This is a genomic window from Ruminococcus sp. RTP21484sp1_RTP21281st1_A8_RTP21281_210402, from assembly GCF_040914025.1.
GTDB classification, from domain to species: domain Bacteria; phylum Bacillota; class Clostridia; order Lachnospirales; family Lachnospiraceae; genus Blautia_A; species Blautia_A faecis.
Window position 1 is genome coordinate 21,562 of record NZ_JBCPGE010000039.1, and the last position, 21,467, is coordinate 43,028.

Here is a 21,467-nt window from a genome sequence, read left to right on the forward strand (position 1 = left end):
ACCATTCTTGAAACTGTGACGGAACTGAACAGGCTCTGTCAGTCAGTATAAAAAAAAGAGCACCTGCCATCCAGACAAATGCTCCTACTTACATCGTTAAACACTTCCTACACTGGCATGATCCAACAGGTTAAAAGGGTCTAAGGACTACCTTACTCTCAGCTTCTCAATTGAAACTCCCCTGGTCTTTATTCAGATTTCGTTGCTTATTATAATACACCTTTCTTCAAATTACAAGAAACTATTTTTATCTCAATTATATTTTACATACCCTTAACAGAATTGTACTGCTCGCAGTCTGACCAGCAAGCTCTAATTAATATTCCCATTTCATCAGAATTCGTTAAAAAAATCCCCCTGCATATCACAGTTATTTCCTGCAGAATATATAATAAATCTATAGATTCTCAAAAGCAGCCTGAATACTGTCATAGTGCAGGAATTTTCCCTGGGCTGCAAATTCCTTGATCTGATTCAGGGTGGCAAACATGTGGCCGTCTGTCTCTTCTTCCTGAAGATGTAGATCTTCTTCTTTCACATCCATCACAAAGCGGTAAACATCTACGAAATAGTTGTCTCCCTCCCCTGGATTCTCTCTTTTGTAAGTAAAAAGATAGCCGCCCTGCGCACCGCTTACATCAAGGCCTGTCTCTTCTTTCACTTCGCGGAGTACAGCATCATAAGAAGATTCCCCTGCCTGTGCTGCACCACCGGAAACCTCCCACCAGCCTGGTGCCCAGGCTTTTGTCATCACACGTTTGGTAATGAGAAACGTACCATCTGGTCTTGCCACTACTCCAAGTACGGTGAGATGGTATTCTCCGTCCTTTAAACACCAGTCGTTTCGTTTCATGGTACGGCCGGTAGGTCTCTTGTTAATATCATAGATATCCCAGAATTCCATTTTATCACTCCTGTTATATTTTTCTCATGTATATTCTCGTTTCATTCTTGTTTCGCAAATATTGTTATCATATGCAATATTTTACTTTTTCTATTTCAGCAGTTCCTCCACCATCTCTCTGGTATACTCTACCTTCTCTACATGGTTGACCTCGATCTGATACAGTGCATTTGCCGCAATGTGCTCTGCTGCCTGCTCCAGATCACGAATGCCTGAAGTATTGGAATAACGCTGGATGATTGCCTCCAGCGCACCCTCTGTGATAATGCACTCACTCTCTTCCATATGCATTCTCTTAAGAACCTTCGGAAGAGAGAATCTGGAAAAGATCACTTTCTTCTCCTCAGCTGTGTAGTCCGGAATATCAATTACTGCGAATCTGGACATCAGCGGTGCACTGATCTGGTCACGGTCATTTGCAGTAGCAATTGGATACACACCACCAGTTGGGATCATACACTCCATATAGTTATCTGTAAATCCAAGGTTGTCCAGAAGCGTAAGAAGTACATCTGCCGGATTTCCATTTCCTTTGCCGGAATTTGCCTTATCAAGCTCGTTAATAATAAATACCAGATTAGAGGCACCAGCCATGGAAAATGCCTCCATAATAATTCCGGGCTTTGCATTTGCGTAAATACGGGGGCTTCCGGTAAGCTGCTTAGAGTCGTTAATTGAGCTCATGTCCAGCGTAGTCCACGGAAGTTTCAGGATTCTTGCAACTGCATAGGCTATCTGGGATTTGCCAGTACCGGCAGGTCCGATCAGAAGAAGTCCGTAGGCCGGAAGGGTATGTGTACGGTTGATCTGGATAATCGTCTCGATAATACGTTGTTTCACACGCTCCATTCCATAAAGCTCTTCATCCAGGATTCTCCTTGCCTCAACAGGATCGATTGCTTCAAAATAATTGTTCTTCCACTGGATATTCAACATAATAGAAAGAGCCCTCTGTGCATGATGGCGCTCTTCCTGAGAAACTTCACTGGATCTTGCCACTGCCAGATTTCTTCTGGTCCAGAGTCTGATATTATCCGGCAGTGTTTTGCCTGCGCAGGTCATAAAATCGGTAATACTCTGAATGCTGGTAAGCTTCATCTCATCACCGTTTTCCTCCTGTTCCTCATCCTCTTCTGCCTCAGCAGGTGCATTACTCTCCAGAAGTCTCTCAATCATAAACTGCAGAAAGCCATCCTCTGCAGAAAGCTTTGTGCCGCCGCCAAAAGCAGTTTCGCGAATGCGGTATACCGCATATCCGTCCTCCCTGTTAGTACCAGACAAACGTACATTGATCCTGCTGTCTCCCAGCCATTTCAAAAGACTGGTAAATCTGGAATCAATTTTCACCACATCTGCTGTATGGTTACCGTCTTCTTCCTTAAAATCAAAAGCAGTACGGTTTACCGGATTGGTAAACACACCGCAGGAATGATGTTTCCACTGTCTCTCTTTATTGTCAAGCACCATGATCGGCTGCTCCGGTGAAGGCTTCGTATGGCTGCTGTGAAATGTTGTGTAAGTACACTTTGCCTCCGCTTTGCTTGCAGAAGCACCGCTGAAATCAAATACTGGCATAGCTTTTTCCTCTTTCCTGTGTATTTAAAGGGATATATTTCTCTAATTTCTCTTACCTACTATAACAACATTTTTCTCTAATGTCCAGAATGAGTTGGCCTGTTTCATAATGCAGCATTGTCTTGTATTATTGTTCACTTTGTGACCAGTAACTATCTTATTTTTTATATATCTTGGCATTTCTTAGTTTTTTACAAAAAATCTCTTGCCAAAATGGAGAAATTCGTGTATTCTATTATACGGACTACTTTTCAACAATTTGATTTTCACTTAACATTTGATATATATTTCTGATTTTTAGTGCGCAGACACCATAGTCCCTCCCAAAGCTTCTAATGGAATACTGCAATCTAAAAATAAAAGACTCCCGGGCGCTCTAGAGCGTGTCTGAAAAAACTTTCTGTAAGATTTTTCAAACAGGCTCAAGTGTTCCGGGAGTTTTTCAATTCATTTATGCCAGACTTAACAGCTGCTTTCCTTCTGTCAGTCTTTCTTCAAACTGCTCATAGAAATCTCTGCCCACTTCATATGTTTTCATATAAAAACGATTCACCACATATAAATTCAGATTTTTGATCAGCTGGGCATCTGTGGCATTATAAAGAACCTCCTGCACATCCAGCAAAAAATAATGCCAGTCAGCTACAAACTTTTCATACTGGCGAAGATCCGGAGTGTCGATCCATTTCTTTACCTTGATCTTGCTCCGGCTTGTCTTCTTACATTCATGGATCTGCAGAAAATACTTAAATCCTCCATTTTCATAGAAACGTCCCAATGGGAAAAGTCTGCAGAACCCAGGACGGAAGTCATGAATGCTGCACCGTCCCTGTTCATTCAGGAAAACACAGCATTGGTTTTTTCCACTCATGCAAAGATGAGGCAGAATATTCCCATCCATGGCATCGAACTGGATCAGCCCGGTGCTTACCAGTTCCTGTGGTGTTTTTCCCAGATTCGTACACAGACGGTACACATCCATGGGATCCAGCACAACTGAGTCCCCCATACCCTCACAGCAGTCATGACAGCCCGCACAATCCTGACAGTCTGCCTTTACCATATCATTTAATTCATAAAGTCTTCCGTCGGAAATCTCTTCCAAAGATACTTCTCGGCGCATATGCAAATTCCTCTTTCTTTTATTTTTTTGTAGACAAACATGGTTACGGTTCACTTCGCGATGCACTGAAATCATGCATTTTCAAGATTTCCCGCTGAGATTCCCCATTTTTCTGTAAACGATATTCACCAAAAACACCCCGCGGGACATTGCCAGTGAACAGTAATATAACATGCTGCCATCAACAGCATCTCCGTATTATCTATCCTCTGTATTTACAACTTAATTCCAGACAATGCCTGTGCAAAAGCATTATTCACCGGCTCATTTGCCTCTTTCTGCTGCCTGCGCAGATAGTTCTGCACGTCACGCTTGCCTACTCCTGCGCCCTCTTTCTGGCGTCTTGCCTGGAACGCGGAAAGCTTCTCTTTATAACCGCACTGGCAGACAAACGTCTCTTCCTTACCTTTCACATACATTTCCATACGTTTATGGCATTTTGGACAACGGGCATTGGTAGTGCGGGAAATCGTTTCACGGTAGCCGCACTCCCGGTCCTGGCATACCAGCATTTTGCTGTTTTTTCCATTGACAGCCAGAAGTTTTTTGCCGCACTGCGGACATACTTTATTTGTAAGATTGTCGTGGCGGAACGTGCCCTCCCCGGTTTTGATCTCATCTACAATTTCACAGGTATAGTCACGGATTTGGTGAAGAAAATCCCCCTGACGTATCCTGCCTTTTGCAATCTGGGAAAGCTTCATCTCCCAGTCAGCTGTGAGCTCAGGCTTTTTCAGGTCTTCCGGCACCAGCTCCAGAAGCTGTTTTGCCTTTGAGGTAATATGGATCTCATTGCCTTTTTTCTCCATCATAAAGGAATGGAAAAGTTTCTCAATAATGTCTGCTCTTGTGGCAACGGTTCCAAGCCCCCCAGTCTCTCCAAGGGTTTTCACCGCTTCTTTATCTCTTGTCTCCATAAATTTCACCGGATTTTCCATAGCTGCAAGAAGAGTTGCCTCTGTGAATCTTGCTGGCGGTTTTGTTTTTCCTGTATTTAAGGAAGTTTTCAAAATCTTTAGTCTGGTTCCGGTTTTCATCTCCGGAAGACGCTGGTCTTTCAGTTTTTTCTCATCATCCGCCTCATCTTCCAAATCATCATCTGCTCCGCCTTCGTAAACTTCCTTCCAGCCCATGCTCTTTATCACTTTGCCGCTGGCTGCAAAAGTTTCTCCTGCCGCTTTCGCCTCCATGGTCACCTGCTCATACTGGCTTGCAGGATAAAGAACTGCAAGGAAACGACGGACAACCATATCATAAATCTTCCGTTCTTCATTTGTCATGTGGTCCAGCTGAACAAACTGTTCTGTCGGAATGATCGCATGGTGGTCACTGACCCTCTTATCATCCACAAAACTTCCATTCACCTGCACAGGCTTATTCATAAGTGCGCCAGCAAGCTTTCTGTACGGACCGATTCCGCAGGCCTTCAGTCTTTCCTTAATAGTAGGAACAATGTCCTTTCCAATGTATCGGGAATCGGTTCTGGGATATGTGAGTACTTTGTGATTTTCGTAAAGGCGCTGCATAATATTCAGGGTCTCTTTTGCAGAAAAACCATATTTCAGGTTGGCTTCCCTCTGCAAAGTTGTCAGGTCGTACAGGCCCGGGGCCATAGTCTTTTTTGCTTTTTTCTCTACACTGGTTATTTCAAGAGCAGCGTTCTCCAGCCTGCCTTTGATCTGCTCTGCCCTTTCCCTAGAAAAAGTACGGAAGCTCTTTGTTTTCTCATCTCTCCAGGTCCATTTCACATCCTGGGTCTCCAGAGAAATACCATAATATTCTTTTGGCACAAATTTGCGGATTTCTTCTTCGCGCTTTGCGATCATGGCAAGGGTGGGGGTCTGCACCCTGCCACAGGAAAGCTGGGCGTTGTATTTACAGGTGAGAGCTCTGGTACCATTCATTCCCACCAGCCAGTCTGCTTCTGCCCTTGCAACAGCTGCACGGTAAAGATTATCATAGTCATGCCCGTCTTTCAGATTGGCAAAGCCTTCTTTAATTGCTTTATCTGTGACTGAGGAAATCCACAGTCTCTTAATTGGCTTATGGCAGCCTGCTTTTTCCAGAATCCAGCGGGCAACAAGTTCCCCCTCCCGTCCTGCATCTGTGGCTATAATGATTTCTCCAATATCTTTTCGGAAAAGCTGAGTCTTTACTACGGAAAATTGCCTGCCTGTCTGGCGGATGACTACCAGCTTCATCTCCTTGGGGAGCATGGGCAAGGTCGCCATTTCCCATTTTTCATACTTTCTGTCATATTCTTCCGGGTCAGCCAGGGTTACAAGATGTCCAAGTGCCCAGGTTACTACATAGTTTTTGCCTTCGAGAATACCACCATTTTTCTGGTTTGCGCCAAGAACACGGGCAATGTCTCTGGCGACGGACGGTTTTTCCGCAATTACAAGTGATTTCATGTATACACTCCTGATTATTTTCGTATTTGATGATGTCTGCTTAAGCAAACAGTGAAATCCTCTCCATAATTGTTAAGGAATAGTTACATTATAACACACTTCAGAAATTTTTAAGAATATTTTGTTAAAATTAATTTGTAAAACGATCCCACCAATGCTATTATGTAACCATAAAAGACAGAGAATCTACATCGCAAGGCTTCAGGTTCTTTGTCTCAGAGCATGCCCCCAAATACTTTCCCTGATATGTGCTTCACAATTTATGGGAGATTTTGCAAACATGTTCTAAAAACCTAGGAGAAGTTATGTATTATTTTATTGTTAATCCCAATTCCCGCTCTGGCAGGGGACGTTCCATCTGGAATGAAATTCATCAGCAGCTTATGCTTCGGGGAATTGATTTCCAGTACTGCCTTACAAGATATTCCGGACATGCCGCAGAGATTGCTTCTGATGCCTGTGCTCTTGGCACTGAATCTGAGCCTGTATATATCATTGCAGTGGGAGGTGACGGCACCATTCACGAGGTGCTCACCGGCATCACCGATTTTGACCGGGTAGTCTTCGGATACATTCCAACCGGCTCTGGCAATGATTTCTGCAGAAGCATGAGACTCCCTTTTGATCCAATGGAATCACTGGAATATATCCTAAAGGCAGAGCATATCAGCAAAATGGATGTTCCTTACCTGCTCCGCAATAATAAGAAGTCCCGATTCGGTATCAGCACGGGAATCGGATATGACGCCGGCGTATGCCAGGAGGTTCTGGCAACGCCCTTAAAGAAGATATTCAATCGTCTTGGGCTGGGAAAGCTGATTTATCTTTTCATTGCATTGAAGCAGCTGATTTTTATTAATCCAGGAAAAATGACAGTGACCCTAGATGGAGAGAATACTTTTTCCTATGACCACGTATATTTTACAGCGGTTATGAATCAGAAATATGAAGGCGGCGGTTTTAAGTTCTGCCCGGATGCTCAGCCTGACGATCAGCTTCTGGACGTGATCCTTGTGGAAGGTATCCGTAAGATAAAGCTTTTATTTTGCCTGCCTACTGCTTTTTTCGGAAAGCATGTGGGCATCAGGGGAATACATATTCTCACCTGCAGCGATATCCATGTACATAGTGCGTCCGCTCTTCCCATTCATATTGACGGGGAATCTGGCGGAATTCGCGAAGATTTAACAGTTTCCATTGAAAAAAGCTCTTTAAAAATCATTTTACCTGTGGTATAATCTCTCACGATTTGGGGGATCCGGAATTACAAGACCGGTAACCCAGATTGGAAAAGGAGTGAAAAAGACTTGGTACAATTTATAAAAAAATACAGGCATGGTCTGATCATACTTGCGTATGCCATTGTTTATATGCTTTTTTTTGAGTATCTGGAGTGCAGGCCGGTATGGGGATTTCATGTGATCGACACTGTTTTTGATGATTACATACCATTTTGTGAGTATTTTATTGTCCCCTATCTATTATGGTTTCCGTATCAGATTCTCACAGTTTTATACTTTATCTTCAGGAACAAGAATAAAAAAGAATATTATCAGTTGATTTTCAATATGATGATGGGTATGACTGTTTTCCTGATCGTGTCTTATGCATATCCAAATGTACTGCACTTAAGACCATCAGAGTTTCCAAGGGAAAACGTGTTTACAGATATGGTAAGATGGCTGTATCGGACGGATACACCGACCAATGTTCTGCCAAGTATTCATGTATTTAATTCTCTGGCAGTTCATATGTCACTTACCAATTGTGAGGCGCTGAGAGACCACAAAGGGGTAAGGTATGGATCATTGGTTCTTACATTACTTATTATCATGTCTACTATGTTCCTGAAGCAGCATTCCGTAATTGATGTGTGCTGTGGTGCTACGCTGGCGCTGTTTGGATATCTGTTTTTCTATCCGCAGAAGGCAGGAGAAGAAGCAAGTGGCATGGCAGTAGAGAGAATTGGACGGAATAATCGCAGGAAACATTATTAAAAAAAACGCGCACTTCCAGAAATGGGAAGGCGCGTTTTTTTTTAACAAAAATACGAGCGGCGACAACCGAATATAGATAAAATATGCTGCAAAGTGGGGCGTACAGATTGCAGGAATGATTTTTCAAACAGTCTCCAGAGCGCCCTGATCATTAATCAGTTAAATCCGTAGAACTTCTGGCAAAGCTTGTATGCAGCTACAGACACCTTACGTCCGCCGCGGCCTGGAAGGTTCATGAAGTTACCCATGAGGCTGTGGCGAAGTTTTCCGTAGAGGGCACGGTTCGTGGAGCGGATATATTCCAGAAGCTCCTTCTTCTTGTCGAGAGCTTCCTTTGTGCCGGAGCGGATCAGCATAATGGAGGAAATGGTAGTAATAATATCCAGATAACTGATCATGTAGGCTCTGGTGCGTTTATTCATGCTGCCGCAGCTGGTGTAGGAATTTACCATCAGTTTATTTACGCGGAGCTGCTGGTCGATTCTGCGGATCATAACTGTCTCGTTTACGGACTGGTCATCGCGGCCGATAAAGTAACGGTAGAAATTAGTATCCAGGTAGTACATGTTCTGTACATACGGCAGCGGATCAAAGGCAAAAATATTATCTACGTAGAAGGTATGCTCCGGCAGAGTCAAGTTGCACTCAAGGAGAAGCTGGGTACGGTAGATCATGGAGTGCATGAGAAGATATTTTCCCTTTGGCATGTGACCTACTTCATTCCAGGTGAAAATCTGGTTCACTGGCAGGCAGTGACGATACTGCATAACCTTCTTGCGGGTAGCACCCTGTTTCTCGTATACAAAATTACTGATGAGAAGATCAACTGTTTTGGAGCCTTTTACCAGCTCTTCCAGAGTTTTCAGGATCTCTTTGTAGGATTCTTCATTTACCCAGTCATCGCTGTCTACAACCTTGAAATAGAGCCCCTGGGCATTGTGGATACCGGTGTTTACGGCGCCGCCGTGGCCAAGGTTTGGCTGATGGATGGCGCGGACAATGCCTGGATATTTCTCCTGGTATTCATCTGCGATCTCGGCTGTTCTGTCCTTGGATCCATCGTCAATTACAAGGATCTCTACTTCATCTCCGCCTGGTAAAAGGGATTTGATGCAGTTCTCCATATAAGCTTCAGAATTATAACATGGAATTGCTATGCTCAGTAATTTCATTTATTTTCCTCCTCATGTAGTGTAACGATTCTGTATTTTAAAATTACGCACCTTGCGATGTATTTTCCTTTTTTTCTTTGAGTTATGTTCTCAAAAACGCCAGCTGAACCGTTACATATATTTTTCATAAGCGCCAAACGCAGAAGGTATGGCGTAGTTTCTCTCTGATTCTTTTTTATCTGCAAAAAGAATTCCCGGGGCATGTGTCTGCTCCAGGGAGGACACGCGGATCCGGTACGCTTTCATCCGCCACTCAATGTGGGAAAAAATATGCCTGGCCTCCGGCAGTTCTTCTATATATAAGGGCTCTGCGCCAAGCTCTTTCACGTATTCCAGGGCTTCCTCACGGTTCAGGTATCCTTCTGTATTGGGAAGCTCGTATAATCCGGCAAGGAGGCCTTTCGGCGGCCGCTTGCGGATCGCAGTGCAGCTTCCATCCTGAATAACCAGAACGGTTCGCTCTTCCACCACTCTTGGCTTCTTTGGTGCTTTCACCGGAAACTTTTCCATAGTGCCGTGAAGTCCCGCCTGGCAAAAGCCTCTCACCGGACAAAGGTCGCATTTGGGCTGTCCGTTGGGGACGCACACTACTGCTCCAAGCTCCATCATTGCCTGATTAAAATCACCTGGACGGTCTTTTGGGATAATTTTCTGCAATGCGCTTTCTGTTTTTTTGCGAAATGCAGGTCTGGTAATGTCCTCCTGATCCTCCGTCATTCTGGTAACTACACGGAAAACATTTCCATCTACGGCTGGCACTGGAACACCATACGCTATGGAAGCGATAGCTCCTGCGGTATAACTTCCTATCCCCTTTAACGAGATAAGAAGGGAAAAGTCGTCGGGAAGTCTCCCATTATATTTTTCTACCATTTCCCTGGCTGCCAGCTGCATGTTCCGCACACGGCTATAGTATCCAAGACCTTCCCACAGCTTTAACAGCTTTTCCTCCGGACAGACTGCCAGGGCCGGGATATCCGGCAGTTCCCTGATAAATCTTTCAAAATAGGGCTTTACAGCTTCCACGCGGGTCTGCTGGAGCATGATCTCGGATACCCAGGTGTAATAGGCGTTGTGCTTATCCCTCCAGGGCAAAATCCTTTTGTTCTCATCATACCAGGCAAGAAGAGGCTGTATAAACTCATCTGTCATCTAGTTTCCTCCAAACACACAGGCACTTGATTCTGTATTTCCATCCCGTCTGGCTCTACCAGACAGTCATAGGCCAGAATATGCACCCCTGCCTTTTTCGCTTTCTGTAAGGTTTCCCCAAATTCCCTGTGAGTATCCCAGTTTGGTTCAAATCTTGTAATTCCCTTCATCTGGATCACCAGAAGCAGATAAGCCTCATACCCTTCCCTTATGCAATGGATCAGCTCTTCCAGGTGCTTCACGCCCCTCGCAGTAGGAGCATCTGGAAAGCGGGCAATATTGTCTGCTTCCAGGGTTACACCCTTGACCTCAATAAAAGCCTTTCTCTTATCTGAGCAGGCATACAGGTCAAATCTGGAATTTCCATAAGTTTTCTCAGGAGTTACCTGCACTTCCTCTGGAAAAAGATGGCCTGCCTTTACCCATTCCAGGGCAGCTTTATTGGGAATCTGGGAATCCATATTGATCAGGCGTCCGCCTTTATTTACACAGACCAGATCGTATGCTGTTTTCCTCATCGGATTACTGCTCTTTTCCAGAAAAACCTGGACACCAGGAATCAAAAGCTCCCTGCATCTGCCTGTGTTCTTTACATGAACCGTCTCTGTCTGTCCCGCAATCTCCACATGTGCAATAAATCGGTTCGGACGATCCAGGAAACGGCCTTCTGTAATATTTTCGTATTTCATAGTTCACCTCGTGCTGCTGCCTGACTCCCAAAACGTGTCTGAAAAAGGCTTTCTTCAATGACAGTCTCAAGAAATAATGTAACTATTTCACTGCAATATAAAACTGACCAATAGTTCAAAAGCAACAGTCACCTTTCCTATCATAACATAAAATCTGCAAAAAGCCAGTTAAAATTGAAAAATCCCATGTTAGGAGATTGATTTTTTTGATTTTCCTATATAGAATAGAAACCGTCAGATTTCAAAACAGAATGAGAAAAGAAGCAATTTAAGAATTTTAAGCACACCAGAAAGGACTAAAAACCTCAAATGGACAGTATTATTTTTGATATTGACGGAACTATATGGAATTCCACCGACGTTGTAGCTATGGCGTGGAATAAGACTTTAGAAAAAGAGAATCTTGATGTCCGTGTGACAGCTGATCAGCTGAAAGGGCTGTTTGGCAGACTTCTCCCAGATATTGCGAAGGCAATCCTTCCAGAACAGACTGAAGCGGAGCAGCTTCGGGTCATCGATATCTGCTGCCAGGCTGAGCACGATCTGCTGGGTGCGATGGGGGCACCTGTTTACGACGGACTGGAAGAAACTTTGAAGGAGCTTAACAAACGCTACCCTCTTTTTGTAGTAAGCAACTGCCAAGCTGGATATATTGAGCTTGTTTTTGAGAAAACAGGGCTGGGAAAATACTTCACCGGTCATCTGTGTCCAGGAGACAGCGGGGAAGCCAAGGCAGCTAATATCCGTTCTATTGCTAAGAAATATCAGCTGAAAGCACCTGTTTATGTAGGAGACACCTTCGGGGATTACCAGGCATGTCAGGAGGCAGGGGTACCATTTGTATTTGCTTCCTATGGATTCGGACAGGTGGATACACCGGATTATATGATTGAGAAGCCAGCGGATCTGTTGAAATTATTCTAATTATTTATACAAATTTTTATTAGCAGTCCTTGCTTTTTCAAAAAATAGTGCGTCTAACTCATTACTGAAGTAACGAGAATGCGACACACAGTTATCCAACAGCAGATCGCCGGAATGATTTTTCAAACATGCTCCAGTGCAGCTCAATATCCGGATTACAAAAGAAGCACCTGTATATCAATTTCCAGATATACAAGTGCTTCTTTTTCATCTCATTTCTTACATTTCTTGCGAATCACTACCACCATGATAATGAAGATAACAATTACTGCTGCCAGATAAATGATATCGTACACATAGCTCTTGATCACCATATCCAGACCGGTGAGAATTCCGAAAATGAGCAGAGTCACGCCGGAAACCAGCTGAACCTTTTTGTCATCGTAAAGCTTCTTACGCTCAGCGGCATTTCCGCCTTTCATAAGAATATCTCCATGACCGGTAAGAAGCATAACTCCCATTACAAGAGCTGCTATAGTCAGTATCATATCAAATGAATCCATATTCATATTAACTTATTCTCCACTTCTTTTGTGTTATGCTGCTGCCCGCGGTCTCAAAGACATGCAGCTGTCTTTTCATCCATCTAGAGCGTGTTTGTTCGTACTCAGTGACCAAAAACTAATTGTTACTGCTCACTGCAATTTTCCGGTCAGATAAATGATCTTTTAGTAGAAGCACACGATCGGCACATTGGTATCAATAATGCTGTACAGAGTAGCTGCTGCATCCAGCGGCATATTGATACATCCATGGGATCCGGCGTAGGTATAGCGGTCACCACCGAAATATACCTGCCAGGTAGCGTCATGGAAACCAATTCCGCCGTTAAACGGCATCCAGTAGGTAACCTGGGTTTCGTACTCGTAAGTGCCGTCCGGCTTCTTCTCTCCACGAAGCACATCCGGGCTCTTCTTATAATACAGGGTGAAAATTCCCGGAGGTGTGGCTCTGTCATCATAACGGATATCTCCGGAAACAATGTCAGAGTCAAAGATGATGCTGCCATTCTGGTAATAGTACATGTGCTGACTACTCAAATCTACCTCGATATAGGTACTTCCAATATCATTGTATCCGTAAGAATTGGCTCTCATGGAATATACCGGTTCCCGTGTAGTCTGAGTGCCTGTACGGATCTCTTCTGTCAGCTGTGCTGCTTCTGCGTCCTGATCGATTTTCCAGCCATATGCAGAGCCATAAACAGAAACGGTACGGCCACTGGTCGTATTAAAGGAGCGTGTTGTTCCAACTGTGTCATGCTCACTTGCCAGCTGTGCCACAAAATCCTTGATATGCTGGGTAAAGGAAGCATCATCCTGCACCAGCTGTCCCTTGTCATCAAACTGCAGCCATTCCTTAAGGGTGCTTCCGTCAAGAGTGACTGTCTGCTCTCCAAATGTATAGGTAATGCTGGCCTTGGTATAATTATTATAAGCATCCCTGGTGGCCTGAAGGGTAGGATCATCGCTGGTCACTGCTGCCACTGCATATACATCCGGCGTATTTCCCAGATCAATGGAGGTCTGGCTTCCGGAAATGGCGGTATCCAGCGCTTTATAGGCTTCCTTCACCTTCAGCTTGCTGCCCTCAGTCTCAGGAACAATGGTAAACTCGCTTCCCTCAAGCGCCACATATGCATTCTCCGGCTCAACCTGGTTTTCTGCCTGTGCACACTTTAATTCCTTTACTTCACTCTGAAGCAAACTCTTATCAAAAGTCACATTCTCCTGGGTGGTATAGCTTCTGGTCTCCATGAACCCTTTTACCCATTCATATGGCTTCTGCTGCTTCAAAAGATCCAGAACTTCTCCATCAGACACATAGCGGTAATTGATCTGGTTTCCGCTGATGGCCTGCGGCTCCTGGTTCCTCGCGGTAATCTCAATGGAATAATCCTCTACATTGCTTGCAATCAGCTGCTCTGTTTCGTAGGCAGTCTTATTGGAACAGTTGATTCCGTTAATATAGGTTCCCTCAAAGAATCTGTCTGCATAATAGTAACTCACTGCTCCATAAGCGCATCCTGCTGTCACCGCAAGAATAGCTGCCACAATTCCCGTAACTTTAAGTCCCTTATGCTTCTTTCTGGGAACAGGGATGATCTTCTCATCCAGTTCCTCATCAGTAATAGGAACATAGGAAATCTTCGTCGGACGGGCAGATCTGGCTGCCGGCTTCGGAGACGGTCTGGCAGATTTCTTAGAAGTCTGCTTCTCAGGCTGGTTAGGTGCTGCCGCACCGGCAGAATCTTTTCTTCGGTGCTTTCTGCCTTTATTTGAATGGGGCGGAATAATTTCCACCTGAAGCTCTTTTTCAGATGTTTTCGGTTCATCTGCAGATTCAGCGTCCTCTGAATCTTCGCTCTCTGAATCTTTTTCCTCTGAATTCTCTTCTTCAGATTCTGTCTCTTCCTCGTCCCAGAAGTCCTCTTCTTCCGTGCTCAGCTCTGCCTCATCCTGGTCGTACTCTTCTTCCTCTGGATACTCCTCTTCAGAATCCTGCTCAGCCAGTTCTTCTGCATCGGAATCGTCTTCACCTTCCCAGGAATCAAAATCGCTCTCCTGGTCATCTTCATCATAAAAGTCTGCGCCGTGGAATTCCTCGTCCAGATCTGCTTCAAGACCTGCCATAGCCGAATCTATTTTATCTTCAAAGTCTCCCGGGCTTCCCTGAGTATGCTTATTGTCCTTACTCATGTATAAAACTCTCCTCTGATAAAAACACTGTTTGAACAAGGCTTCTCCATCTAATGGCGAAACCTTGTTTCATTATAACATATATTTTCCATTTTGTATCTTAAAATGTATATTTCCTTCAAAAGAATCCCTTTAATAAAACTATCTGATACACTTATTCTATTAAACTTTTCCTTTTGCTTTGTAATCCCTGTTTTTCAATTTTACAGGCACAACTTCTTTTTCATATCCTTCATCACATAGAAGTAAAGTCCAATAAGAAGGACAGTTGCTACAATCCATGCAAAAGGACTTGCCATACATGCCATGGTATAGCTCTTTTTATTGGAAGCAACAATTGCCATGATACCTCTTCCAACCAGCTCTGCAACACCGGAAAGCATAGGCAGAAGTCCGTATCCCATTCCTTGGAATCCATTTCTGTAGGAATTGACTACATACAGGGGAATCATAAACATCCCAACGCATTGCAGATACGTTTCCACCATAGGAATTACCACCTCTGCGTTATCAGAAATGAACAGATAGGCAAAATATTTTCCTACGAAAAAGAGAATAAAACCTACGAGCACCCCATATGTACAGCCGATCACATCTGCAGAACGAAATCCTTTTCGAACACGATCCAGCTTACGTGCTCCGATATTCTGCGCATTGTATGTAGACATGGCAGTTCCAATTGCTACAAAGGCCTGGGTAAAAATACTCTCAATCTTGGAACCGGCTGTAAATGCAGCCACTGCATAGGAGCCCAGGATATTCAGGGAGCTCTGCACCATCATGGTGCCGATCGCTGTGATGGAAAACTGAAGACCCATGGGAATTCCCACGCTGATCTGTTTCCCTGCAATATATTTGTCAAAATGCCAGTCCTCTCTCTTCATCTTAAGCTCCGGCACTGCCTTCCAGATGTAAATCAGGCAAAGCAACCCGGACACGCCCTGAGAGACGACGGTAGCCCAGGCAGCTCCCGGTGCACCCCAGTGGAAAAAGATAATAAATACAAGATCAAGCACAATGTTAAGCACGGCCGCCAGGATCAGGAAATAAAGCGGCGTCTTACTATTTCCCAGTGCCCTCAGAATACTTGACACCAGATTATAGAGCACCTGGGTAAAAATCCCCGCACAGATGATCATAATGTAGCCGTATGCTCCGTCAAAGATATCCTCTGGCGTATGCATAAACACTAGCAACCTATGCATTCCAAGCATACTTACAGCTGTCATAACAACTGCGATGACCACTGAAAGAATCGCTGCATTTCCAACCGTCTTACGCATCTCATCCATTCTGCCGGCTCCGAACTTCTGAGAAGTAAGAACCGTAAATCCTGTAGTCAGCCCCATCAGAAATCCAATAATAAGGAACGTAATGGTCCCAGTGGCGCCTACCGCTGCCAGCCCCTTGGTTCCAACAAACTTTCCAACAATAACTGCATCTGCCATACTGTACAGCTGTTGAAAAACATTTCCCAGAAATACAGGAATAGTAAAATTCAACAGCATTTTCATGGGCTTTCCCACAGTCATATCTGTCTGCATATTCTGTTTTCCTCCACAAAAAAAAATATCATTTTAGGAGGATTATAGGCGATATTTTTTCTACTTTCAAGCCCCTATTTTTATTATTTTGCAACTATTCCGCAGGTACTGTTCCGCACGTTTTTTTGTGAACAAAGTTCACAGAAAGCCCGAAAATTGCAACGCGAAATTATGCAAAGCGTGTTACTGGTCACGGAGAGAACAGTAACACACTGTGAAGGTACTGAACAATTACATTATTTAAGCGCTTGACAAAAACCATTTTCTGCCATACTATAAGAACCACATAACGAAATGTTAACGTGTGAAAGACATCTGTCTTTTTCGCGCTTACGTTTATATCTGCTGCCAGACTATGAACGGGAACCACGATCAAACGGCAGCACTACTATTTTTAAGAAGGGAGTTCCCCATGGGAGAAAAAGTTATAAACGCAGCCCTGCTTGGGCTTGGAACAGTTGGAACCGGTGTTTACAAGGTTCTGAAGAACCAGGAAGAAGAAATGACAGCCAAGATCGGCTGCAAGGTTAAAATACGCAAAATACTTGTCCGCAACCTGGAAAAGGCAGCTGGCAAGGTAGATGATCCGGCTGTCCTTACCAATAGCTGGGAGGATATTAAAGCAGATCCTTCCATTGACATTATAATCGAACTGATCGGCGGAATCGAACCTGCCAGAACCTATATTTTGGATGCTCTTCACGCAGGCAAGCACGTAGTAACAGCAAACAAAGATCTGATTGCCGTCCACGGAAAAGAACTTATGGACACAGCCAGAGCTTCCCATGTGGATTTTCTCTTTGAAGCAGCTGTAGCAGGCGGAATACCTATTATCCGTCCTTTGAAGCAGTGCCTGGCAGGCAACCACATGAGCGAGGTTATGGGTATTGTAAACGGTACTACCAACTTCATCCTCACAAAAATGTCCCAGGAGAATATGGAATTTAAAGATGCACTGGCACTTGCCACAGAGCTTGGCTATGCAGAAGCGGATCCTACTGCGGATATTGATGGACTTGATGCAGGACGCAAGGTGGCTATTCTCGCCAGCGTTGCTTTTAATTCCAGAGTGGTATTTGATGATGTTTATATCGAAGGAATCACAAAAATTTCCGCCAAGGACATCCGCTATGCAAAAGAGATGGGCTGTGCCATCAAGCTTCTTGGTGTTGCCCGCAATACTGAGTCCGGTGTAGAAGCTTACGTCTGCCCGATGCTGATTCCAAATGATCATCCTCTTGCAACCGTTAATGATTCCTATAATGCAGTCTTTGTTCATGGAGATGCTGTAGAGGATGCCATGTTCTTCGGACGGGGTGCAGGTGAGTTTCCTACTGCAAGCGCCGTAGTTGGAGATATTTTTGATATTGTGCGCAATATGGAAGCAGGCTGCTGCGGCCGTATCGGATGTACCTGCTATAAACAGCTTCCTGTGAAAAAAATGGAAGATACCTACAACCGTTACTTCCTTCGCCTTCATGTAGAAGACCGCTGCGGTGTACTTGCTGAAATGACAGAGGTTTTCGCCAAATATCACGTAAGCATTGCCCAGATCATCCAGAAGGACAGCCAGAACCAGGACGACCATCTTGCAGAGGTTGTTGTGATCACTTCCAAGGTTCGTGAGGGTGACTTCAAGACAGCGGTACAGGAGCTTTCCAATAAGTCTTCGGTAAAGCGTATTTCAAAGACTATCCGAGTTTATAGGAAGTAATTAGAAAAATCAAAATTATATTGTACATATGTTTATCTTAAGCATACAGTCAAAGGCACGATTCGTTCGTGCCTTTTTTATGTAATAAGCTGTTATATAAAAAGCCTGCCAAGGCAGAATTCTTTCTCATCAGAACTCCCATAGTAAATACTGCTAAAAATAGTTTCCAGAAATAAAAAAAATTGTGATTGAAAAATCCCAGATTTTTGATACTATATATAAGGAACAACAAAAGGGAAATTTTATCATATAAAGGAGCACATTATGAGCAAAAAACCAACGGTTTTAATGATTCTTGACGGATATGGCCTGAATGAAAGACATGACGCAAACGCTGTATACGAAGCGAACACACCTGTCATGGACAAGCTGATGGCTGAATATCCTTTTGTAAAAGGTAATGCAAGCGGACTGGCTGTAGGTCTTCCGGACGGTCAGATGGGTAACTCCGAGGTTGGTCATATGAATATGGGTGCAGGCCGTATCGTATACCAGGAGCTTACCAGAATCACCAAAGAGATTCAGGACGGAGATTTCTTCAAAAATGAAGCACTTCTTGCAGCTATGAAGAATGCCAAAGAAAATGATTCCGCGATCCACTTCATGGGTCTTCTTTCTGATGGTGGTGTTCACAGCCACATTACTCACCTTTTTGGTCTTCTTGAAATGGCTAAGAAAGAGGGACTTAATAAAGTTTATGTACACTGCTTCCTGGACGGCCGTGACACCCCTCCGGCTTCCGGAAAAGGATATATCCAGCAGCTCCAGGCGAAGATGGATGAGCTTGGCGTAGGTGAGATTGGTGTTGTTTCCGGACGTTATTACGCAATGGACCGTGACAACCGCTGGGATCGTGTTGAGCTTGCTTACAACGCACTTACCAAGGGCGAGGGTGTTAAGGGAACCGACGCAGCTGAGGCTGTACAGGCATCCTATGACGACGGCAAGACAGACGAATTCGTTCTTCCAACAGTCATTGAGAAAGATGGCAAACCAGTTGCCGTTGTTTCTGATAAAGATTCTGTTGTATTTTTCAACTTCCGTCCTGACCGTGCACGTGAGATCACAAGAGCATTCTGCGATGACGAATTTACAGGTTTCGCAAGAGAGAAACGCCTTGACCTCACATATGTATGCTTCACAGATTACGATGACACCATTGGAAATAAGCTGGTTGCATTCCACAAGGTTCAGCTTCACAACACATTCGGCGAGTACCTTGCAGCTCACAACATGACTCAGGCACGTATCGCTGAGACAGAGAAATATGCTCACGTAACCTTCTTCTTCAACGGTGGCGTTGAGGAGCCAAACAAGGGCGAGGACAGAATCCTTGTGAAGTCCCCGAAGGTTCCGACTTACGACCTGCAGCCAGAGATGAGCGCTCCGGAAGTTTGCGAGAAGCTTGTTGCAGCAATCAAATCTGAGAAATATGATGTGATCATCATCAACTTCGCCAACCCGGATATGGTTGGTCATACAGGTGTTGAGGCTGCTGCAATCAAAGCTGTTGAAGCTGTCGATGAGTGTGTAGGAAAGGCTGTAGAGGCTCTGAAGGAGGTTGACGGACAGATGTTCATCTGCGCTGACCACGGTAACGCAGAGCAGCTTGTAGACTATGAGACAGGCGAGCCATATACTGCTCATACCACCAATCCGGTACCGTTCATTCTGGTTAATGCAGACCCGAAATATACGCTTCGTGAGAACGGCTGCCTGGCAGACATCATCCCGACTCTGATTCAGCTTATGGGCATGGAGCAGCCAGCTGAGATGACTGGTAAATCACTTCTGGTGGAGAAATAATCCGCTTATACAGCTCTGTTGCTTTAAAGGGTGCTGGCTTAAATGCCAGCGCCTTTTTTATTATGTTCTTTTTTATTATAGCTACAAAAAGAACAGCTCTGACAGATTTTCTATCTATCACAGCTGTTCTATTATTCCTGATACCTATTGTCGCCAGTTCTTTCTGAGTTATTGTTTCCCTTATACAACAACACGATCTAAATCGTACTTCCACTGTTTACTACTTCTTACATAAAAACTACTTCTCACTGAGCTCCTTCAAAAGCTTCTGAAGATGGCGGATATAATGAAACCCTGCACACAGAGTTACCGAAATAATAACAGACAACAGTGCAGCCATAACCACATATACCACAGCGCCAGATTTCGCCCCTGCTACCATACAGTAAAACAGACACGCAGACAATGCAGCTGCAAATACAGTGGAACCTGCTATTTTTAATCCTTTTCGCATATCTTAGTCCTCCCAGATAGGGTGGCTATAATCACCCTGTTATGTTTTTCATTTTAAACCCATAATAGAGATATGGCAAGAACAAAATGGACAGGAATTTGAGTGATGATAAAATACGACAGATTCTGGGAGACATTGAAAAAACGCCATATTTCACAGTACTATCTCATTAATGAGTGTGGAATCGAAAAAAGGTTATTGCGCAGACTTCGCGACAATGAAAATGTAGAAATCTTTTCATTAGACCGAATATGCACTGTTCTTAACTGTGATCTGGATGATATAGTAGAATACGTACCCAATAACCCTGATATCACTGAGGATGCGAAAACAGCCCAAAAAGAGGCAGCCGCATCACATCCTGCTCACACTCCATCGAAATAACTGGTGCTTCAGACTCCCACAGTATAAACCATACATAAACTATACGTGTCTCAGCTCTGATAAACACGTTTTTTTGAAAAAGAATAAAAATACTTACATTTTTATTTTTTTGCACGGATGCCTAATTCTTTGTTTCGGCTGAGTGGAGAGAGTCTGGAATTATTTTTAGAGCATTTTGTTCTTTTTTCATATTGTTTTTTAATTAATCCAGGGTATTAATTTTTCCATAAAGAACCCTGCTGCATAAAAAACACCGCCAGGTGACTTTCGCATTTTATCTGCGAATTTTCATCTGACGGTGTTTTTATCTTAAAAATTATTTATTCAACCTCTTCCGGCTCCATACTCAGCTTATGCTCCACTTCTGTGCCAATATCATACTTCTGTCTGTATTCCTTAAAATAAGTGTAATATTCCAGACTGTCTGTAGGATAAATTCTGGAGTTGTGAATGTGGATATCGGTTGTCTCTTCCCCACTTTTCATAAGTGCTGTCATAGCACTTGCACAGTGGGAAGCAATACGTCCAAAGCTGTTCAGAATATCGCTGAACACAGTTCCCTCTTCCAGTCCGCATTTGCCCTGGCTGAGGCGCTCTGCATGGCGCATCTTCAGTTCATCACAAAGTCTGGTGATTACCACGCCAAGTGGTGCAACACGCTGTGCGGCTTCTCTGTCATCGTTCATAAATGCATTGCAGGTCACATTGATTTCCTCACGGACTGCATCCATAACTACATTCAGCTCATCCCATGCTGTCTGAGAGAAATTAGTGTGGTTATCATGCATTTCATTGGACATATGTGCGATGTAGGAAGCGTGATCGCCAATTCTCTCAAAGTCATTGATAGTGTGCAGATAAAGGGAGGTCTGGCGCGTCTGGGCGGTGTTCATCTCACGTTTGGTGAGCTGGATCA

Annotated in this window: 19 protein-coding genes and 1 riboswitch; of the genes, 7 read left to right on the top strand and 12 right to left on the bottom strand. The window is 44.0% G+C overall.

The features are described 5' to 3' along the window. Positions 1-86: 86 nt before the first annotated feature. Positions 87-193: riboswitch (TPP riboswitch) on the bottom strand. A gap of 204 nt (positions 194-397) precedes the next feature. From AB5170_RS16615 to AB5170_RS16630, 4 genes are all read right to left on the bottom strand, one after another. Then, positions 398-904, bottom strand: coding sequence for an NUDIX domain-containing protein (locus tag AB5170_RS16615; RefSeq protein ID WP_148462486.1), 507 nt, complete (start codon positions 902-904; stop codon positions 398-400). 90 nt (positions 905-994) lie between these two features. Further along, positions 995-2,479 carry an AAA family ATPase gene (locus AB5170_RS16620; RefSeq protein WP_118583860.1) on the bottom strand — a complete coding sequence of 495 codons (1,485 nt, stop codon included), beginning with the start codon at positions 2,477-2,479 and terminating at the stop codon, positions 995-997. A 451-nt stretch (positions 2,480-2,930) separates the two neighbouring features. Beyond that, the gene (locus AB5170_RS16625) at positions 2,931-3,602 is read right to left on the bottom strand and encodes a YkgJ family cysteine cluster protein (RefSeq protein WP_118583858.1); all 672 of its coding nucleotides are present in this window, start codon (positions 3,600-3,602) and stop codon (positions 2,931-2,933) included. Between the two features lie 215 nt (positions 3,603-3,817). Further along, entirely contained in the window at positions 3,818-6,016 is a 2,199-nt protein-coding gene (locus tag AB5170_RS16630; protein ID WP_173715627.1) for a DNA topoisomerase III, read from the bottom strand. 305 nt (positions 6,017-6,321) lie between these two features. On the opposite strand from AB5170_RS16630, the gene AB5170_RS16635 reads away from it, so the two are divergent. The 3 genes from AB5170_RS16635 (at position 6,322) to AB5170_RS16645 (ending at position 8,161) form a co-directional block, all read left to right on the top strand. Beyond that, positions 6,322-7,254, top strand: coding sequence for a diacylglycerol kinase family protein (locus AB5170_RS16635; RefSeq protein ID WP_118583854.1), 933 nt, complete (start codon positions 6,322-6,324; stop codon positions 7,252-7,254). A gap of 69 nt (positions 7,255-7,323) precedes the next feature. Beyond that, complete coding sequence (locus AB5170_RS16640; protein ID WP_148462491.1) at positions 7,324-8,013, top strand: phosphatase PAP2 family protein; 690 nt, start codon at positions 7,324-7,326, stop codon at positions 8,011-8,013. A gap of 76 nt (positions 8,014-8,089) precedes the next feature. Continuing rightward, positions 8,090-8,161: a DUF6783 domain-containing protein gene (locus AB5170_RS16645; protein ID WP_368072542.1), complete on the top strand. Its 72-nt coding sequence runs from the start codon at positions 8,090-8,092 to the stop codon at positions 8,159-8,161. Positions 8,162-8,168: 7 nt separating this feature from the next. Here the strand turns inward: AB5170_RS16645 and AB5170_RS16650 are convergent, their stop codons facing one another. The 3 genes from AB5170_RS16650 to sfsA form a co-directional block, all read right to left on the bottom strand. Beyond that, positions 8,169-9,185, bottom strand: a complete 1,017-nt coding sequence (locus AB5170_RS16650) for a glycosyltransferase family 2 protein (RefSeq protein ID WP_118583852.1) — start codon at positions 9,183-9,185, stop codon at positions 8,169-8,171. 111 nt (positions 9,186-9,296) lie between these two features. Continuing rightward, complete coding sequence (gene mutY, locus AB5170_RS16655; RefSeq protein ID WP_195983047.1) at positions 9,297-10,337, bottom strand: A/G-specific adenine glycosylase; 1,041 nt, start codon at positions 10,335-10,337, stop codon at positions 9,297-9,299. Further along, a complete protein-coding gene (gene sfsA / locus AB5170_RS16660) occupies positions 10,334-11,026 on the bottom strand; it encodes a DNA/RNA nuclease SfsA (protein ID WP_368361636.1) in 693 nt (230 codons plus the stop codon). Before sfsA ends, mutY begins: the two co-directional genes overlap by 4 nt. Before the next feature lie 309 nt (positions 11,027-11,335). Between sfsA and AB5170_RS16665 the strand changes: the two genes are divergently transcribed. Continuing rightward, a complete protein-coding gene (locus tag AB5170_RS16665; protein ID WP_195983045.1) occupies positions 11,336-11,950 on the top strand; it encodes an HAD family hydrolase in 615 nt (204 codons plus the stop codon). A gap of 212 nt (positions 11,951-12,162) precedes the next feature. Here AB5170_RS16665 and AB5170_RS16670 read toward each other — a convergent pair whose 3' ends face one another. The 3 genes from AB5170_RS16670 to AB5170_RS16680 all read right to left on the bottom strand — a co-directional run bounded on the left by AB5170_RS16670 (position 12,163) and on the right by AB5170_RS16680 (position 16,193). Next, positions 12,163-12,459 carry a DUF3784 domain-containing protein gene (locus tag AB5170_RS16670; protein WP_227198820.1) on the bottom strand — a complete coding sequence of 99 codons (297 nt, stop codon included), beginning with the start codon at positions 12,457-12,459 and terminating at the stop codon, positions 12,163-12,165. 159 nt (positions 12,460-12,618) lie between these two features. Next, positions 12,619-14,649, bottom strand: a complete 2,031-nt coding sequence (locus tag AB5170_RS16675; RefSeq protein WP_368361635.1) for a L,D-transpeptidase family protein — start codon at positions 14,647-14,649, stop codon at positions 12,619-12,621. A gap of 203 nt (positions 14,650-14,852) precedes the next feature. Continuing rightward, positions 14,853-16,193 carry an MATE family efflux transporter gene (locus AB5170_RS16680; protein WP_173769746.1) on the bottom strand — a complete coding sequence of 447 codons (1,341 nt, stop codon included), beginning with the start codon at positions 16,191-16,193 and terminating at the stop codon, positions 14,853-14,855. Positions 16,194-16,605: 412 nt separating this feature from the next. Between AB5170_RS16680 and AB5170_RS16685 the strand changes: the two genes are divergently transcribed. Together AB5170_RS16685 and gpmI are read left to right on the top strand one after the other, a co-directional pair. Further along, complete coding sequence (locus AB5170_RS16685) at positions 16,606-17,907, top strand: homoserine dehydrogenase (RefSeq protein WP_173718402.1); 1,302 nt, start codon at positions 16,606-16,608, stop codon at positions 17,905-17,907. Between the two features lie 264 nt (positions 17,908-18,171). Next, a complete protein-coding gene (gene gpmI, locus AB5170_RS16690; protein WP_118580904.1) occupies positions 18,172-19,713 on the top strand; it encodes a 2,3-bisphosphoglycerate-independent phosphoglycerate mutase in 1,542 nt (513 codons plus the stop codon). 238 nt (positions 19,714-19,951) lie between these two features. Here the strand turns inward: gpmI and AB5170_RS16695 are convergent, their stop codons facing one another. Beyond that, positions 19,952-20,167: a hypothetical protein gene (locus AB5170_RS16695; RefSeq protein ID WP_173769743.1), complete on the bottom strand. Its 216-nt coding sequence runs from the start codon at positions 20,165-20,167 to the stop codon at positions 19,952-19,954. 105 nt (positions 20,168-20,272) lie between these two features. On the opposite strand from AB5170_RS16695, the gene AB5170_RS16700 reads away from it, so the two are divergent. Then, complete coding sequence (locus AB5170_RS16700; RefSeq protein ID WP_173773249.1) at positions 20,273-20,551, top strand: helix-turn-helix transcriptional regulator; 279 nt, start codon at positions 20,273-20,275, stop codon at positions 20,549-20,551. Positions 20,552-20,871: 320 nt separating this feature from the next. Here AB5170_RS16700 and AB5170_RS16705 read toward each other — a convergent pair. Further along, positions 20,872-21,467, bottom strand: a 596-nt coding sequence (locus tag AB5170_RS16705) for a PhoU domain-containing protein (RefSeq protein WP_368365106.1), incomplete at its 5' end; no start/stop codon positions are given.

What these genes read in the sequence shown, in the direction of transcription:
- mutY (WP_195983047.1), bottom strand. Translation starts at nt 10,337, where the DNA reads ATGACAGATGAGTTTATACAGCCTCTTCTTGCCTGGTATGATGAGAAC.
- AB5170_RS16700 (WP_173773249.1), top strand. Translation starts at nt 20,273, where the DNA reads ATGATAAAATACGACAGATTCTGGGAGACATTGAAAAAACGCCATATT.
- AB5170_RS16635 (WP_118583854.1), top strand. Translation starts at nt 6,322, where the DNA reads ATGTATTATTTTATTGTTAATCCCAATTCCCGCTCTGGCAGGGGACGT.
- sfsA (WP_368361636.1), bottom strand. Translation starts at nt 11,026, where the DNA reads ATGAAATACGAAAATATTACAGAAGGCCGTTTCCTGGATCGTCCGAAC.
- AB5170_RS16685 (WP_173718402.1), top strand. Translation starts at nt 16,606, where the DNA reads ATGGGAGAAAAAGTTATAAACGCAGCCCTGCTTGGGCTTGGAACAGTT.
- AB5170_RS16630 (WP_173715627.1), bottom strand. Translation starts at nt 6,016, where the DNA reads ATGAAATCACTTGTAATTGCGGAAAAACCGTCCGTCGCCAGAGACATT.
- AB5170_RS16665 (WP_195983045.1), top strand. Translation starts at nt 11,336, where the DNA reads ATGGACAGTATTATTTTTGATATTGACGGAACTATATGGAATTCCACC.
- AB5170_RS16615 (WP_148462486.1), bottom strand. Translation starts at nt 904, where the DNA reads ATGGAATTCTGGGATATCTATGATATTAACAAGAGACCTACCGGCCGT.
- gpmI (WP_118580904.1), top strand. Translation starts at nt 18,172, where the DNA reads ATGAGCAAAAAACCAACGGTTTTAATGATTCTTGACGGATATGGCCTG.
- AB5170_RS16620 (WP_118583860.1), bottom strand. Translation starts at nt 2,479, where the DNA reads ATGCCAGTATTTGATTTCAGCGGTGCTTCTGCAAGCAAAGCGGAGGCA.
- AB5170_RS16650 (WP_118583852.1), bottom strand. Translation starts at nt 9,185, where the DNA reads ATGAAATTACTGAGCATAGCAATTCCATGTTATAATTCTGAAGCTTAT.
- AB5170_RS16680 (WP_173769746.1), bottom strand. Translation starts at nt 16,193, where the DNA reads ATGCAGACAGATATGACTGTGGGAAAGCCCATGAAAATGCTGTTGAAT.
- AB5170_RS16625 (WP_118583858.1), bottom strand. Translation starts at nt 3,602, where the DNA reads ATGCGCCGAGAAGTATCTTTGGAAGAGATTTCCGACGGAAGACTTTAT.
- AB5170_RS16670 (WP_227198820.1), bottom strand. Translation starts at nt 12,459, where the DNA reads ATGAATATGGATTCATTTGATATGATACTGACTATAGCAGCTCTTGTA.
- AB5170_RS16695 (WP_173769743.1), bottom strand. Translation starts at nt 20,167, where the DNA reads ATGCGAAAAGGATTAAAAATAGCAGGTTCCACTGTATTTGCAGCTGCA.
- AB5170_RS16675 (WP_368361635.1), bottom strand. Translation starts at nt 14,649, where the DNA reads ATGAGTAAGGACAATAAGCATACTCAGGGAAGCCCGGGAGACTTTGAA.